Annotated in this window: 14 protein-coding genes; 12 read left to right on the forward strand and 2 right to left on the reverse strand. The window is 41.4% G+C overall.

Features of this window, described 5'->3' with window-relative positions; translation table 11 throughout:
• Position 1: 1 nt before the first annotated feature.
• Positions 2-1,642: an alkaline phosphatase gene (locus tag V6984_RS21660; protein WP_342757670.1), complete on the reverse strand. Its 1,641-nt coding sequence runs from the start codon at positions 1,640-1,642 to the stop codon at positions 2-4.
• Positions 1,643-1,984: 342 nt separating this feature from the next.
• Between V6984_RS21660 and V6984_RS21665 the strand changes: the two genes are divergently transcribed.
• The 10 genes from V6984_RS21665 to V6984_RS21710 all read left to right on the forward strand — a co-directional run bounded on the left by V6984_RS21665 (position 1,985) and on the right by V6984_RS21710 (position 13,690).
• Positions 1,985-3,478, forward strand: a complete 1,494-nt coding sequence (locus tag V6984_RS21665) for a methyl-accepting chemotaxis protein (protein WP_342757671.1) — start codon at positions 1,985-1,987, stop codon at positions 3,476-3,478.
• Positions 3,479-3,697: 219 nt separating this feature from the next.
• Positions 3,698-5,431, forward strand: coding sequence for an ammonium transporter (locus V6984_RS21670; protein ID WP_342757672.1), 1,734 nt, complete (start codon positions 3,698-3,700; stop codon positions 5,429-5,431).
• A 237-nt stretch (positions 5,432-5,668) separates the two neighbouring features.
• Positions 5,669-6,907, forward strand: coding sequence for an ammonium transporter (locus V6984_RS21675; protein ID WP_342757673.1), 1,239 nt, complete (start codon positions 5,669-5,671; stop codon positions 6,905-6,907).
• Positions 6,908-6,925: 18 nt separating this feature from the next.
• Positions 6,926-7,282, forward strand: a complete 357-nt coding sequence (locus V6984_RS21680; RefSeq protein WP_342757674.1) for a P-II family nitrogen regulator — start codon at positions 6,926-6,928, stop codon at positions 7,280-7,282.
• A 130-nt stretch (positions 7,283-7,412) separates the two neighbouring features.
• Positions 7,413-8,833 (forward strand): IS3 family transposase gene (locus V6984_RS21685; RefSeq protein ID WP_342757675.1). Its coding sequence is split into 2 segments (ribosomal slippage): positions 7,413-7,899 and positions 7,899-8,833, totalling 1,422 coding nucleotides; the frame shifts between segments, so codons are not numbered across the junction.
• A 543-nt stretch (positions 8,834-9,376) separates the two neighbouring features.
• Positions 9,377-10,498, forward strand: a complete 1,122-nt coding sequence (locus V6984_RS21690) for an ABC transporter ATP-binding protein (RefSeq protein ID WP_342757676.1) — start codon at positions 9,377-9,379, stop codon at positions 10,496-10,498.
• Positions 10,495-11,130: an ABC transporter permease gene (locus V6984_RS21695; RefSeq protein ID WP_342757677.1), complete on the forward strand. Its 636-nt coding sequence runs from the start codon at positions 10,495-10,497 to the stop codon at positions 11,128-11,130. The genes V6984_RS21690 and V6984_RS21695 overlap by 4 nt, the downstream gene beginning before the upstream one ends.
• On the forward strand, positions 11,127-11,720 hold the full coding sequence (locus tag V6984_RS21700; RefSeq protein ID WP_342757678.1) for an ABC transporter permease: 594 nt from the start codon (positions 11,127-11,129) through the stop codon (positions 11,718-11,720). The genes V6984_RS21695 and V6984_RS21700 overlap by 4 nt, the downstream gene beginning before the upstream one ends.
• Positions 11,721-11,767: 47 nt before the next feature.
• Entirely contained in the window at positions 11,768-12,688 is a 921-nt protein-coding gene (locus V6984_RS21705) for a glycine betaine ABC transporter substrate-binding protein (protein ID WP_342757679.1), read from the forward strand.
• A gap of 183 nt (positions 12,689-12,871) precedes the next feature.
• Positions 12,872-13,690, forward strand: coding sequence for a DUF262 domain-containing protein (locus tag V6984_RS21710; RefSeq protein WP_342757680.1), 819 nt, complete (start codon positions 12,872-12,874; stop codon positions 13,688-13,690).
• A gap of 125 nt (positions 13,691-13,815) precedes the next feature.
• Here the strand turns inward: V6984_RS21710 and V6984_RS21715 are convergent, their stop codons facing one another.
• Complete coding sequence (locus V6984_RS21715; protein ID WP_342757681.1) at positions 13,816-15,102, reverse strand: peptidylprolyl isomerase; 1,287 nt, start codon at positions 15,100-15,102, stop codon at positions 13,816-13,818.
• Positions 15,103-15,440: 338 nt separating this feature from the next.
• Between V6984_RS21715 and V6984_RS21720 the strand changes: the two genes are divergently transcribed.
• On the forward strand, positions 15,441-16,178 hold the full coding sequence (locus tag V6984_RS21720) for a LytTR family DNA-binding domain-containing protein (RefSeq protein ID WP_342757682.1): 738 nt from the start codon (positions 15,441-15,443) through the stop codon (positions 16,176-16,178).
• Positions 16,179-16,199: 21 nt separating this feature from the next.
• Positions 16,200-17,552 (forward strand): ATP-binding protein, encoded by a 1,353-nt coding sequence (locus V6984_RS21725; protein WP_342757683.1) that lies wholly within the window; start codon positions 16,200-16,202, stop codon positions 17,550-17,552.
• Positions 17,553-17,569 lie beyond the last annotated feature (17 nt).

Genomic DNA, 17,569 nt, shown 5'->3' on the forward strand with positions numbered 1-17,569 from the left:
ATCAGTTTACTCCGGTAAGTGCTGCGAGTTTAGTGTAAATCTGAGTATTGTCATAGTATCCTCCGAAATCCTCCTGCCCAGGTCCCATAGCAAATACTTCTACAGGAAGTCCGGTATGGGCATAGGAAGAAAAGCTGATGCCGGATTTGTTATTCAGCAAATGAGTGATCGTTACAGTAAGAGGCTCGTAAGACCCGTACAGCACATATTCTTCCTGTGAAAATTCTTTCTCCTCGCCGGTACGGCTCATAGTAGTTTCATAAGCCTTCTTAAGCTTCTCATATTCGTAATCTGTCAGCACCAGAGCGCCGGTATCCTCAGATTCAGGGTGTTTATCCGCACTATCCTTTTGAGAAGTCTTATCACCGCCTTCTGTAATAGGTGTCTCCAGCCCGAATAACTCCGTAATGTCCTTCATCACCGTATCAAAGTCTGACTTGTTTTCCTTATAACCCTTCACATAGTCACTGTCAAACTTGGCGTAAGAAATATGCTGGTTGGAAATATTTGTAAGGAAGGTATCATAATCCGTTCCCGCATAACCTATGGTGAGGCCGCCGGTCTCATGGTCTCCGGTTACCAGAATCAATGTTTCCTCCGGATGCTTCTCATAAAACTTCACGGCCACAGCCACAGCTTCGTCCAGAGCTAATGTATCCGTCAGAGTGGCTGCCGCATCGTTGGCATGGCAGGCCCAGTCAATCTTACCGCCCTCACACATCATAAAGAAACCTTTTTCGGAATCCTCCATCACACTGATTCCCTTTTCCACATAATCTGCCAGAGACCAGTCTCCCTCTTCTCTGTCCATATCATAATCCATAGCATCTGCATCCGCCAAATGCTCATCTATTATGATAGCCTTATCCACATCAGCGGAAACTGCCTCGGCTTCGGCCTGGGTCTTCACTACCGTATAGCCCGCCTGCTCAGCCAGCATGTACAGATCTTCCTTATCCTTGTCATTACCCGTAGGTTTCAACAGTGCCCCGCCGGCAAAATAATCAAAGTCACTGGCTATCATTTCCAGACCTATTTCATAGTAAGCATTTCTGGAAGGCTGATGACAGTAAAATGCGGCCGGAGTGGCATGGTTAATATTTACAGAAGATATGATACCAATCTCATAATCCTTCTGTTTCTTAAGCTTTTCTGCAATAGTTTCATATGAAATGGTTCCGGTCTCATCCATATTAATGGTTCCGCTGTAAGTCTTGTAACCGGTAGAAATAGACGTTGCCGTAGATGCAGAATCGGGGCAGAAAGAAGTGCTGTCATAGGTCTGAGCAGAACCCGCCACCGGAAAGTTCATCATATTCAGATTGTTTTTTGACTCCAGAATATCATTTCCATTCGTATCAGCAACGGCACTCAGGTAATAATTTGTCAATTGAATCTGGGGATAACTCATTCCGTCACCAATAAACAGAAATATGTACTTAGGTGATATGGCTTCCGCAGTCTCGGCTTCTGTTTCGATCTGGTCAGGCGCTGCCACAACCTCCACGCTTTCTTCTGACACCGGCACCTCGCTGCTTTCCACGACTTTCTCCGCTTCGGTATTTCCGCAACCTGCGAGTACGGATGTGCTGAGCATCAATACTCCAAGCAGAGCAGTTAGTTGGTGTAATCTTCTTTTCATAGACTCCTCCTCATCTTGTTGATAAAAATTTTCTGTTTCCGCGATAAAGCTTATCATATTTTCTATTTTATCTTCTATCTGTCAGAGGTAAGCAGCTCGTAAGATTTATGTAAAAACAGAAAAACCGGGTTGTACAAGCGCAAAATACTGCGCAGCAGTATTTCTATGCATAAATTACTGCTATGAAGCCGCCGGCCGAATAGTAAAATCTATGTCAGGAAATCGACAATCTATTGACAAAGCTTTTTTTATAACCTACGATAAAGCTGCTTAAATACCTACCCTGTCGCAGGTATGGTAAGGATAACTTTGGGTAATTTGACATAATAAGGAGGAGAATCTATGAAAGCTGAGTTTGACACGAGAAGAGTTAACAGATTTAATGTCATTCTGATTTGGGTGTTGTCAACAATATTGGTAGTTCAGGGGTTGATAGTTGCAGGGTGGGATTATGGAATAAAGGTGATGTTAACAACCTATTCGGCAACTTTGTTTTCTACATTTCTGCTGCTTGTAAATAAAAAATTTCCAAAGCTGGATATTGTCTGCGGAGTTTTGATTCCTTTTTCGGTTGCGGTAACAGCCAGTATACTCGGATACATAGTAAAGGGTGAAAGTACAACCCGTATTTTTATGATATATATTGGAACATTGGCAATGGCTGCCCTTTATTTCAAACAGTCAGTCCTCCTTATTTATACCGGATGCTATAATGCCATGCTGTTGATTTTCTTCATACTGAATCCCGAAGGACTTTTAGGGAAAAATGCCACAATGAGTGAATTGATTACCCGGATGGGTAATGGGATACTGATTGTGGTAATTTTATTTTTTCTTACAAAATGGGGACATTCCTATGTAGTATCAGCACAGAAGAAAGAGGCAGAAGCTATTCAGACGGCGGAAAAGCTGACCATTATTTTTTCGACCATCGATGAAAATACTTTTCAGCTTGACGAGTCCATTACGAAGGTGCATCAGTATATGCAGTCCATTGAAATGGCAAGTAGTCAGACTACACAGGTTGTGGATAAGATAGCCGAAGGTGTCACAAAACAAGCGGAAAGTACCGGTGAGATAGCGAAGAAAACCTCAGATGCCACCTCTACCATACAGGAAACTCAGAAAATATCTTCCCAAACCATGGGTTTCTCAGATGAAATGAAAGATATTGTCATGGCAAATGTCAGAAATGTTCAGGTTATGCTTGAGGAAATGCACACGATTGACACCGCAGTAGGTTCGGCTATGAACACAGTAGTAGAGCTGAAAGAAAGTATGGAGCAGATTAACCGGTTTATGGATAATATCACTGGAATCGCAAGACAGACTAACCTTTTAGCATTAAATGCCGCCATTGAGGCGGCAAGAGCAGGTGAAGCAGGCAAGGGTTTCTCCGTAGTGGCCGATGAAGTCAGAAATCTGGCGGAAATGAGTTCCACAACAGTACGGGATGTGTTGTCGGTAATCGATAACCTGCAGGATGTGGCATCCAAAACCTATGAAAAAGTACTAGAAGGAAGAGAAGCTGTAGCAAACGGAACAAAGGTAATCGAAGAGGTCGAAGAGCAATTTGGCAGGCTTGAGGGCAATTCTGAACAGATAGGCCTTCAGATCAGAAAGCAGGATAAAAAAATATCAGATGTCAACGAAGCCTTTTTTCATATATTGGTAAAACTTGAAAATATCTCCTCCCTGTCTTCCGAACATGCGGCAGCAACGGAAGAAATTCTGGCCTCCATGGAAGAACAGAATGAAAACATACAAATCATGTCGGGTGAAATATCGGGAATGAGAGATTTAAGCAGAAATTTGCAAACAAAATTAAATAGATAGGATATTAGGATACGAATCAAAACATAATTAACATCACTATTTTATAAATTTTTTCGAAAATTTTTTTTAATAAAAAATAAGAAAGGAGGTTGACAAATATTATTAGTAAGAATATAATGCTACCAATAGCAAAGGTGCTTTAGATTTTTCTAAAGCGCCTTTTTTATTGTAAAAAAATTTCTGAGGGGAAATGTCAACTCAGGGCAGAAGGAGGCTTATATGGAAAATTTTACAGAGTTGTTTTATGAATCGGGTATAATGTTTGGTTCTACAGGAGTCTGGTTCCTTATTGGTGCCGCACTTGTATTTTTTATGCAATGTGGTTTCGCAATGGTTGAATCAGGTTTTACGAGGGCAAAAAACGCAGGTAATATCATTATGAAAAACCTCATGGACTTCTGCGTAGGTACTGTGGTATTCGTACTTATCGGATACTCACTTATGTGCGGGGAGTCCAATGGCTTTATCGGAAAGCTTTCATCCAATATTTTTTCGGATTTTGGTAATTTCGAGTGGGGAAATTTTGTATTTAATTTAGTTTTTTGTGCTACGGCAGCAACTATCGTTTCCGGTGCTATGGCAGAAAGAACAAAATTCAGTTCCTACTTAATTTACAGTGCTGTTATCAGTGCCGTAGTATATCCTATTGAAGCAGGCTGGGTATGGAATGCCAACGGCTGGCTGTATCAATTGAACTTTGTTGATTTCGCAGGTTCAGCGGCTATACATACGGTAGGCGGTCTCTCCGCACTTATCGGTGCAGCCTTTCTTGGTGCAAGATTAGGTAAATATTCAAAGGGCAAGGACGGAAAGGTAAAGGTTCATGCGATCCCCGGACATTCTCTGACTCTTGGTGCGCTGGGTGTATTTATCCTTTGGTTTGGCTGGTATGGATTCAACGGAGCGGCAGCATCCAATAACTTCCAGCTTGCACAGATATTCGGAACAACTACTATTGCTGCAGCAGTAGCAACTTGCGCTACCATGGCCTTTACATGGATTAAGAACGGCAAGCCGGATGTTTCAATGACTCTTAACGGTTCCTTAGCCGGTCTTGTTGCCATTACTGCAGGCTGTGCCAATGTAGATGCATTCGGAGCGGCAATCATTGGTCTTGTAGCAGGTATTTTAATTGTAGTAGCAGTAGAAATGATTGATCTTAAGTTCCACGTTGATGATCCGGTAGGTGCGGTTGGCGTGCATATGGTTAATGGTATTTGGGGTACTATAGCTGTTGGTTTATTCAATATTTATGAAAATGAATCCGGCTTATCCAAGGGTTTATTCTATGGCGGCGGCTTCAAGCAGCTTGGTATTCAGCTTCTTGGTATCGGAGCTATCGTCCTCTGGACGACAGTCTTAATGGTAGTTGTATTTTTTATGATAAAGAAAACCCATGGTCTTCGAGTTACACCCGAAGAAGAAATTCAGGGCCTTGACAGCACGGAACACGGTCTTGTATCGGCATATGCAGACTTCATGCCGTCAGTATCCGTTGCAGACTTTGACAGTTCGGAAACTCCTGTAAATAAGGCTCCTGTAGATCATTCGGTGCCTGTACAGGTAATGACGGAGGCTACTCCTATCGCAAGTGATATCAAACTTTCCAAGGTATCTATTATTTGTAAGCAAAACAAGTTTGAGGAGCTTAAAGAAGCACTTAATGGGATAGGTGTTACAGGTATCACTGTCACTCAGGTGCTTGGCTGTGGCGCTCAGAAGGGAAGAACAAAATACCGTGGTGTTGAGGTTGATATGATATTACTTCCCAAGGTTAAGGTTGAGGTCATTGTAAGTAAAGTTCCTGTTGCGGATGTTATCAATATTGCAAGAAAAGCTCTTTATACCGGCAATTTCGGTGATGGCAAGATTTTTGTATATAATGTTGAAAATGTTATAAAAGTACGAACTGGAGAGCAAGGCTATGAAGCGCTTCAGGATGCAACCGATTAATATTTGTTAACATTTTTTGTAATAAAAATAATTTGTTTTCCTAAAAACCTTCATCTGATACACTCGTAATAATCAGATGGGGGTTTTTAATATTTTTTAAATTTGTCTTGCTATGAGAAAACACGTGTGCTATAATCACGTCTAGACAAAGAAGTCCAGTGGGTTTATAACTCATGGACTTCTTTTTTATTTACGCGTAAAAAGTCTGACTAACTAAATAAAGAGGAGAATTTGAAAATGAATTCTGGCGACACTAGTTTTATGTTGATTTGTACAGCATTTGTATTTCTTATGACACCCGGTCTCGCTTTCTTCTATGGAGGACTCGTGCGTCGTAAAAATGTAGTTAACACCATGATGGCTTGTGTTTCTGTAATGGGTCTCTCAGTTGTTATGTGGTGTTTATTCGGTTATTCACTAGCTTTTAGCGGTAATCATCTAGGAATAATCGGCGATTTTCATTATTTTGCCTTAAATGGAGTTGGAATGGAACCCGGCCCTTATGCCGATTCGATTCCGCACTATGTATTTACGGCATTCCAGATGATGTTCGCAATGATTACCCCCGCCCTGATCACGGGAGCCGTCGTTGGACGTATGCGCTTTAAGGCTCTGTTTCTTTTCATCGCGCTCTGGTCCATAGTGGTATATTATCCATTGGCTCATATGGTATGGGGGCAGGACGGTTTCTTAGCTTCTATCGGTTCCGTGGATTTTGCAGGAGGTAATGTTGTACATATCAGTTCTGGTATAAGCGCTCTTCTGTTAGCTTACCTTATAGGAGGCAGAAGAGGCTTCATAAATATTTCTTACCGTATCCATAACATTCCTTTCGTTGCTTTGGGAGCATCCTTGCTTTGGTTCGGATGGTTCGGTTTCAATGCAGGGAGTGCTTTAAAGGCCGATGGTTTGGCGGCACACGCATTTATGACGACTGCCATTTCTGCCGCTTCGGCATTGCTTTCCTGGATGCTCATTGATATTATAAAAGAAGGAAAACCTACCTTGGTGGGCGCTTCTACCGGCATGGTAATCGGGCTCGTAGCAATTACACCCGGCGCAGGCTTTGTACCAATTTGGTCCTCCTTTATCATCGGCGCTCTCGTAAGCCCTATCTGCTACTTCGGAATTATATTTATTAAGGGCAAACTGAAAATTGACGATTCTCTTGACGCTTTCGGCTGTCATGGAATCGGAGGTATTTGGGGAGGTATTGCTACCGGATTGTTCGCTCAAAGCTCTATCAACGGCGTGGCTCAGTGGGATGGTCTGGTATTCGGTGAAACAAGGCTGTTTTTGGCACAACTGGCCGGCATTGCAGTTTCCATCGCCCTTGCAGTTGTGGGTACTCTTATCTGTGCAGGTATTGTCAAATTATTTACACCTCTCCGTGTAGAAGACAAAGACGAAAAACTTGGTCTTGATATTTGTCAACATGGTGAAAATGCTTATCCATCCTTCAACGGCTGGGATTAAAAAGGAGGGACTGTGATTATGATTATAAAAGTAGAAGCTATCGTACGTGAAGAAAAAATGGAAGACGTAAAAGACGCATTAAATGCTATTGAGGTAAACGGAATTACTGTCTCTCAGGTTATTGGCTGCGGGGTTCAGAGGGGCTATACCGAAGTCGTCCGCGGTACGGAGATTGACATTCTTATGCAGCCTAAGGTTAAATTCGAAATTGTTGTCTCCTCCGAGGAATGGGAGACGAAGGTAATTGATGCGATTCAGAAAGCTGCTTATACCGGAGAAGTGGGCGACGGTAAGATTTTTACTTACGAGATACGTAACGCCCTCAAAATTCGGACAAAGGAAATGGGATATGACGCCGTTCAAGGTGTTATTTAATAATATAAGTAAGGGAGCATATCATTGCTCTCTCTTTATTTTTTATTTATTTAAAAATGAAAGACCTTATTTTTTGTGCTGACCCCCAAAAGTTAGACCTAAAAATCTAACGATTGGAGGTCAGTATTTTATGTCCAAATATACTTTTGAATTTAAGAAAAAGGTTGTGATGGCTTATCTAAATGGAGAAGGAGGAAAAGATTATTTAGCAAAGAAATACGGTGTTTCCGCCTCGAGTAATGTAAAAAAGTGGGTCGATAATTACAAATCACAAGGTGACGAAGGTTTGATGCGTACAAGAAAACAAGAAAAATACTCTTTTGAATATAAGATTTTTGTTGTAGAATTATATCTAACAAGTGAGGTTTCATATCAAGAATTAGCTATTCAAGAAGGAATTCATAATCCTGCACAGATTTGTAAATGGGTGAATGATTTTCAGATTGCTGGTCCTGATGCTTTGAGGCCTAGGAAAAGAGGTCGGAAGAACGTGTTTGATAAGCTAAACAATAAACATAAATCTCAGCCTATTGAAGCAAATCCAATAGACACTAGCGCTGAACATGTGAAACATCTTGAAGATGAACTTTTAAAGCTACGTATAGAGAATGCCTATTTAAAAGAACTGAGGAAGCTGCGTTTAGAGGAGGAAGCTCTTCTGAAAAAACAGCGAGAATCATCCACAGCCTCCGAGGAGAGTTCAAACTAAAAGATATTCTCGCAGTTGTAGGTTTTCCAAAAGCGACATATATGTATTGGCAGAAAAGATTTAATAGAGAAAATCCTGATAAAGAGCTGGAGGATAGGATATTAGATATTCATGAGAATAATAAGGATTATGGATATCGTCGTATGTATGGAGAACTCAGGAATCAGGGATATACAGTAAACAAGAAGAAAGTCCAACGAATTATGCAAAAGCTTAGTCTCCAAGTTATGTCTTTTACCAGGAAAAGTCGTAAGTATAGTTCATATAAGGGGAAAGTTGGAACAGTTGCACGTAACAGAATTTGCAGACGTTTCAATACTCATATCCCACATCAGAAGATTACAACTGATACTACAGAGTTTAAATACTATGAGGTAGATTCCAAAGGACATATGACAATGCACAAGCTATACTTGGACCCGTTTATGGATATGTGCAATAGTGAAATCATAAGTTATGGCATAGATAAGCATCCCTCTGCAATTAATGTAATGAATGCTCTTGATAAGGCTATTGAAATAACATCCGATTGTCCTTACCGAAGAACTTTTCACTCAGATCAAGGTTGGGCTTATCAAATGAAAGCTTATTCACATCGTCTAAAAGAAGAACGAATCTTCCAGAGTATGTCAAGAAAAGGCAACTGCCATGATAATTCAGTCATGGAGAACTTCTTTGGTTTATTAAAACAAGAGATATACTATGGTGTGGTATATTATAGTTATGAAGAATTAAAAAATGAAATCGAAGGTTACATAAAGTATTATAACGAACAAAGAATCAAAGAAAAACTAGGATGGATGAGCCCTGTACAATACAGGCTCAATCTCTTGGCTGCATAAAATTAGCGAGGCAGCCGAAGCTGTCTCGCTAATAAAGTCTAACTTATTGGGGTCACATCATTTTCCGATTTCAAAGTCTTCTTTTTCTAAACCTCTTCTTCCACAGGAAGCCTCTGATATTCAGAATATTTTTAAAATTTTCATAATAATAACGTTAAAATACTAAAAAATTTGTCGAATTTGACATGTCCCGGATTCTACTGTATGCTTTTGTATAGAAGAGCTTTATCAGGATAGCTTTAAGGTAAATAGTGAGCGATAACTGGATAGCAATTTAGTTTAATTTGGATGAATCCTTTTCAGGATTTTAAGAGGTGAATTTAAAAAAGTTCTGTACCCTTGCATTGTGTTAACAGGTAATTTTTCGCAGATGCAAAGAAATATACTCATTATTTTATCAGTATGGAAAGGTCTTTATCCAGATTGATGCTGTCAGGATCTCTGATGGCAAAACATCGGATAACGGCTTTTTTTGTTACCTGAAAAGAAAAAATCCATAAAGGATCAAAGGTTGTCCTGTCGTTTCTTCTAGAAAGGAGATTTATGATTCGGTTTGAACAAGTAACCAAAAAGTACGGGCGCTCGGTTATTCTTGATAATCTGAGTTTCGAAATCAAAGAAGGGGAATTTGCCGTTTTAATCGGCCCTTCAGGCTGTGGAAAAACCACGACTCTCAAATCTATCAACCGCCTGATTGAGCCGGATGCTGGACATATTTATGTGAACGGAAAGGATATTTCCCAGACCGACCCAGTACAGTTGCGCAGGCAGACTGGCTATGTGATTCAGCAGATCGGGCTTTTTCCCAACATGACGGTGGCTCAGAACATCGGCGTAGTGCCAAAACGCCTGAAATATCCGAAGGAAAAGATTCTACACATTACCCGGAGCCTGATGGACATGGTGGGAATGTCATATGAGGAGTACGGACATAAATATCCGTCCGAGCTTTCCGGCGGACAACAGCAGCGGATCGGGGTGCTGCGGGCGCTGGCTGCTTCGCCTCCCCTTGTATTGATGGATGAGCCCTTCGGTGCACTGGACCCCATGACCCGGAATTCTCTGCAGGATGAGATTAGCCGTCTGCATAAAAAACTGAATAAAACATTTGTTTTTGTTACCCACGATATGGACGAAGCACTCAAGCTGGCCGATAAGATTATTTTTATGGAAAATGGGAGAATTGTGCAGATGGCAACACCGGAGGAGATGTTGGAAAACCCGGCCAACGACCTGATCCGTACCTTTATGGGAAAACGTGTCGAGGGCAGTCCGGCATCGGTGTTGACAGCTGCCGACTTCATGCGGCCCGATCCCGTAAGCGTATATAAAAGACGTGGTATTCACGAATGTACCGAAATCATGGCACGGCGGCAGATCGATTCGCTGCTGATTAAAAATGACGATGATACCTATGCGGGAGTCGTGACTGTAGGTAGCATTAAAAAAGCCGACAAAAGCGTAGGGACCATTGGAGAGGTTCCGGTTTCAGAAAGCGCCGTATCTTATGTATCTGAGAGCGCTATGGAAAGCTTTGATAAGCTGCTCAACACAGACAGCAGCTATGTGGTAGTTCTTTATGAGGACGATACCATAGCGGGTATTGTGACCAAAACCAGCATGGCGAAGGCCATGGCCGATGCACTGTGGGGTGATGGACAATGAGCTTATGGGAATTGTATGGGAACAAACTCCTGATTGCTGTGGGAGTTCACCTTTTATATGTTTTTGCCTCGGTTGCAATCGGATTCGTGGTTGCTCTTACACTGGGTATCCTGCTTTCCCGTGTACCCGGCATCGCTAAGTATGCGCTGCCTATAATTTCCGTGTTCCAGACCATCCCCGGTGTGGTATTTATTGGAATTTTATTTTTATATATGGGAATGGTGCCGGCTACAGCTATTATTGCACTGGCAATTTATGCGGTATTTCCTATTTTGAAAAATACATATGCAGGTCTGCTTTCGGTGGATTCCAGTTTGCTGGAGGCGGCCCGAGGGTGTGGAATGTCAAGAATTCAAAGCCTGTTTGAGGTTGAACTGCCGTTGGCTATGCCGTCCATTATCGGCGGTCTGCGGATGTCTACGGTTTATACCGTAAGCTGGGCGGTGCTGGCCTCAATGATCGGTCTTGGAGGACTGGGCGAGTTTATCTATATCGGTATTGCCACCAACAACAATTCCCTGATTTTAGCGGGAGCAATTCCGGCTGGCATAATGGCAATTTCTCTTAGTTTTGTTATTGATTTCGTGAAATTCCGCATTACCCGTCAGGGAAAGGAAGTGAACTTAAAATGACGGTTAAGATAGTATTGGAACACCTGTATCTGGTGTTTCTGTCAGTTTTATTTTCCACAGCAGCAGGTTTGCCCTTGGGGATTTTTGCTTACCTTTATCCCCCCGCCCGCAAGACGGTGCTATGGGCAAGCGAGTTGTTGCAGACAGTGCCGGCGCTGGCTATGCTGGGTATGATCATGGTGCTGTTCGGTGCTGGGAAAGCTACCGTTGTCATTGGTCTTGTTCTATATTCTCTGCTGCCCATCGTACACAATACCTTTTTGGGCCTAGAAAATATCGGTCATGGAATTAAAGAAGCCGCTCGGGGCATGGGCCTTTCCAAATGGGACCGTCTGTTCACCATAGAGCTTCCCCTTGCGTTTCCCATGGTGTTTACCGGTATCCGAATTGCCATGGTTACCTCGATAGGCGTGGCGGTATTTGCTACTTCAGTGGGAGGCGGCGGACTGGGTTCTGTCATCAATCAGGGTATCCGCACTCAGAACATGCTGCTGATTCTTTTTGGCACCGGCACACTGATGGCGATGGCAATACTGTTTGACGGCGGCATGGCTCTGATTGAAAAAAAGCTGAATAGGCACTCTGTCTGAACTTTGAAAATGATTGTACAATTTTATTGACGAACAGGAGGAGTCGGATGATAAAAAAATTAACATTATTAATAGGCGTACTTTTTATGATTGGAATATTTGGGGGATGCGGCGGAGATCAAAAAGCTAAAAGCTCTATTGTAATTTACGACGGTCAGTTTTCTGAGATGAAGATTATCCATCAGATGGTAAAATTGCTGGTGGAAGAGCACACAGACGCTAGGGTGGAAATCCGTGATGAAATGTCTCCTGTCAACAACTACCGAGATCTGGTTGCGGGGGGCGGGAGCGATCTTATGAACAGCTATGACGGCACTCTGCTCACCACTTATTTAAAGGTGGATGTATCGGAGGTGCCGGAAGATAAGACGCTTTACGAATATGCTAATGAGCTTTCCAGCGAAAAGGATAAAGTGCACTTACTTGATCCCCTGGGACATGAAAATACGTATGCGGTTGCGGTGACGCAGGCGATGGCCGATGAGTACGGACTTGAAACTATCAGTGATTTAATTGATTTGGCACCCGGGCTGGTGTTTGGCGCCGAGCATGAATTCTTCAGTGAGGAAGGAAGTATGAAATACGGTCCCTTTACCAAATTTTACGGCCTTGATTTTAAAGAGGGAAAAGCAATTGATATGGCGTTAAAATACTCTGCTATCGAAAACGGAAACATTGATGTGACGGAGGTGTATTCCACTGACGGTATGAATAAAAAAGTGGGGCTCAAGGTGTTAAAGGATGATTTAAAATTCTTTCCAGAATATAATGATGCCCTGCTAGTGCGCAACGATCTGTTTGAGCGGTTTCAGGATATCGCTCCCAATCTGGAGGAGGTTCTCAATATGCTGGGCGGTCGGTTTACCAATGAGATTATGACCAATCTGACCTATGAGGTGGATGTGAACGGAAAAACTCCCGAAGAGGTTGCAAAGACATTTCTTATTGAGCAGGGTCTTCTGGAATAATAATTAACGAAACCGAAAACATCCTTATTGACCCGAAACATTTTTACCATTCTCTATATTTTCGTATAAAAAAGTAAGCCTCTGAATATGTATATAATAGACGGATTTAGACACAATACAAAATAGCTGTTATCCGAATACAAGGAATAAAGGGATCATAAAAAACTTTATAAGAGGTATGTAATGTCTGAAAATAATAAAACAAAAAAACAAACATTAAAGGAAAGGCTGGCACACGAAAGGCAGCAGGGTATTTTATCGATAGAAAAGACTCTGCAATACTTAAATGAGCCCACCTATTATTTTACCGTGGGACAGGAGGTAGTATACGCAAGCCTGAAAAACTGCGTCATCAAGGAAGTGTTATATAACGGAAAGGTATATGGTCTTACCGGCAAAGCGATCAGTAACAATTACGGACATCCATATACATACCAGATATACAGGGTTGCGCCATGGATGGATATAAGGCCCGTTTCACATGAGAATACGAGCTTTGCCAACAATCAGATCTCCAAGCTGACTTTCCAGAACTCTTCTTTAGAAAGTCTCCTTCATCTAAATTATTATTTTGGCATCGATACGAAGTCGGATTACCAGAGGGAGGACGTCTGGGAGCAAAAGGACAAGGAACTTCTCATCGACAGTATTTTCCACAATATCGATTTGGGCAAGATTGCTTTAAATCACCTTCCCAAGGAGGAACGCCTTAAACGGAATGCGGATTACGAAATCATCGACGGTAAGCAGCGTCTTAACGCGCTCATCGATTACTATGAAAATAAATTTGAATATAAGGGAAAATCTTATAATAACTTAAGCTGGATGGATAAACGGATATTCAAAAACCATCCCATCCGTATGGCCATTGCCGAAGAAGCACAGACAAAGGACATATTAAAATATTTTCTAATGCTCAATCGTGCCGGAAAAGAGTTGGAAGGGCTTCACCTCGAAAAGGTCAAGAGAATGCTGGAGGAATCCGAGCCCGTTCTTTTATGAGGGTATATGCGTTTTTCAAAATTTGCATTTCTGTAAATAAAAAAAATCCTGCGGGAAAGCTCAAAGTCCTCGCAGGATTTTATTTTTAATCATAGTAGCAATTAGAGGAGCATACGGCTCGTTGTTTATTCCGCCGTATCCGCTTCCGTGGCATCTTCGACAGTAGTGGTATCTTCGGCGGTGGCTGCATCTTCCGTCGTTTCCGCGCTCAGATCTACGGTAAGATATTTCAGCTCGCCTTTGTTATCCGTTACGGTGTAACTTTCCTCAAGCCCGGTAATATACTGAGCTACTCTCTCTGCGGAAATCGTATCGGAGATGGTTGAATCTGTAGCATCATCATAATACCTGTTAATAAACTCCACAACATAATATTGATGGTCTGTAGTATCCTCCAAAACAGTAATATCGCCTTCCGCTCTTCCTTCATCAAAAAGCCAGCCGGATATGGTGCTCACTATGCCGCTATAAACCCTGCCCTCGTTAAGAGTTGCGTCGGTCTCTGTATCCTGATAGGTTTCTTTATCCTCCTCAGCCGCATTTTCCAAAGCCAATGCCTTAAAGTCTTCGCCTGCCTGACGGGCTTCCATCATTGCATCTGCTTTTTTCTTCGCTTCTAACATCGCCCTTTCGATATCCTCATCCGTAGCATCCTCTGCGATATCAGCTTTAACGATAAAGCTTTTGTAATCTACCTTATCATATTCCTGCGTATGCTCTGCATAATAATCTTTTATTTCCTGATCCGTAGGTACGTTCTGGCTCAGGAGCTCATTATAATATGCTTCCGCTAAAATGTTATCCTTGATATAAGGCTCTAATCTTTTTTCCGTAGCATAAGGTCCGTAACTGGTAGTATAGAAGTCGCTGAGCGATAAACTCTGGGATTCTGCACTAGAGCTAAAGGAGCTCAATATGTTAGCGTATTCTTCAGTAGTATCATGAGTAAACTCATGAGCTGCAGCGTCATCCAGCAACGCCTTAGTCTGCTTAATCTGTTCCACTGTCATCTGGTCGAACAAATCCTTCCATGTCAGATTCTCCGAATATTGCTGCTCATCGAAATCTACCGAGGTATCTAAACCAATATAAGAAAGAATGGGAGAATAAGTAGAAACATAGTTATTGACCGTGGCACTGTAATAATAATTGTATTCCGGCTCTGTGATTTCATAACTTCCTATTGTCACATAAGGAGAGTTGATCGCATTATGCTTATCCACTGCAGAAATAACAATAGAGCCTGCAATCGCCGCAATGATACCGACACCGATAACGATTGCACCAACCTGCATGATCCTGGTCTTGCGCTTGTCCTTTATTTCTTGTTTCTTTCTTTCTTCCATTTTACGGTCGTATTTTGTCTTTAACTTCTGTTCAACATCCGTCTGTGGCTCCTTGTTCTTCGCCATTTGAGAGTTCCTCCTCATTTTTACATTATACATTATTTCGAAACATACTAATATCACATATAAAAGAGATATCACAGCATTACACCGAATGGTATTGATAATTATTATAGAGCATAATTGTGATATTACTGTGATTTTCATGCCCTATATTTATGCACTCGGCAACATAAGTGTTTCCTACTCATGCAGGTATGAAATCTAATGAATATTCTATCACAAAATATCTTTTTTGTACAAACCTATTTCTAACTTATAGGAAGCCGTTTAAACTTGTGCTATACTACTGTTATATTTTTATTTCCTTGATTGAGATTGATGGGAAAGGCAGGTGAATCATTATGTTGACAATATATCTATGTGATGACAATCAGGAAACCGTTAATCAATACGCCCGACTGCTTAAAAAAATATCGAAGAAAAACAATGTAGATGTTATAATTTCATCTTTTGATAGCGGCGAGGGGTTACTGTTTCATCTGTTCGATTCGCCGAATCAGGCGGATATCATCTATCTTGATATCCTCATGGGCAAGCTGAACGGAATGGATACCGGTAAGAAACTGAGGGAGCTGGGATGCAAGTCGGAAATTATTTATCTGACCACGAGTGAAGATTATGTATTCGATGCTTACGATATTTCTCCGGTCAATTATCTGGTGAAAGATAAAACTTCCACTGTAAGATTTGAAGAAGTCTTCCTCCGTGCCGTAACTTTGGCTCAAAAAAAGGAAAACGATATGTTTGTCTGTGAATCAGGCAATGTCCAAAAGGTGATTCCGATCAAAGAAATATCCTTTTTTGAAATCTGGAAACGGGTCGTGACGGTTCATTACAATGGGAATGAAACCGTCAGCTTTTATTCAACAATGGAACAATTGGAAGGCCAGCTGATACATAAGGGCTTTGTCCGTATCCACCGTTCTTACATTGTGAATCTGCCCTATATTGCAAATTTTGGACAAAACAGTCTCGGTTTAAAGACAGGCGTGGAAATTCCAATCGGCGTTACATACATGAAGCAAGTCAGGCAGGCGTTTCGGGAATATATCAACCGTGCCAGTATTCATGATTACTAATGAATAAGGGGGACAGAACATATGCAGTTATTAGCGCTCGCTTCACTTATTTTATACGATATATTTATCCTTCTATATTTTAAAACAATCTTTCCGCATAAGAGAAGACACTGGATTTTTTATATATCCGCGGTTGGTATTAATATTGGCGTTACCATATTATCCTATTTGTTTCTGGAACACCGATTCAGCGTCTATCTCATGATGGGTTCTATGATGTTTGCGTTCTATCTGTTGTTTAGAGGCAACTGGGTGCAAATCTTATATGCAGGCAGCATCTACATGTTTTCCTTATACAGCAGCCGGGGAATTATCATGTCTATTTATTCCATAGCTTTGCATATCAGCATAAAAGAGGTTCTTCATAATGACATTTATTATCATACAATATTTGTATTGGCTATATTTCTTTCCATACTAGTCAGCCTGTTCATCCGTAAGGTAATACTTCCGGATAATAAAGCAAAGTATTTGTTCAATAACAGTGTTCAGCTTAGATTTGTAGTCATTTATCTATTTTTCCAGTTGTTATTTCTCACGCTCATAAATGATGCGCGGTATCATGATGATATCAGGCAAACCTGGCTTTCTTCCTTATATTTGGGTTCCTGTATTATAAGTAAAGTGTGGCTGGTGTTTGTCTTTAGCCATACGGCCAAAGTATCCGAATTGCTTGAGTACGAGTTGCACACCCGCAAGCTGCAAGAACAGCTTTCCCGCCAGGTGCGGCATTATCAGTCATACCGAAAATTTACAGAAAGCTATCGAATGTTCCGGCATGATTACGAGAAATTGATGGCTTCCGTCAAAACCATGCTACGCAATCAGGAATATGGAAAAGCCACCCGAATATTGGACGATATACATGATACGATGCAACGGGACGTACTTGTTCACAAAACCTATTCCAATAATATATTGTTGGATGCCATCTTGCAGGATGCGGCCAACGTCTGTGAAGAAAAAGGTATCCGCTTTTCAGCACATGTTCATCTCCCTGAAAGTGTTTCAATGACCGAGCTGGATATTGTTCATGTTTTCTCAAATATAATAGATAACTCAATAGAAGCCTGTGATAAAGTATCCGGTCAGGAACGGTTTGTTGAGGTCATAAGCCGGGGAACTAAGGAGTGGGCGATTGTTGAAGTTTCCAATTCATTTAACGGTGAACTGTTAATGGAAAACGGCGAACCGAAAACTACAAAAGACAATAAAGATTATCACGGCTTTGGATTACGAATTGTGAAGGAGACAATTGAAACATTAGGAGGGCTACTATTCATAGAAACAGATCAATTAAAAAGAATCTTCAAAATAAGGGTGTGTATCCCTAAAGCTTCCTCCCGACGCCAGAATTCTCTCATAGTCCAATAGTACCTGGTCGTTCTGTA

Source organism: Kineothrix sp. IPX-CK (assembly GCF_039134705.1).
Classification (GTDB): Bacteria; Bacillota; Clostridia; order Lachnospirales; family Lachnospiraceae; genus Kineothrix; species Kineothrix sedimenti.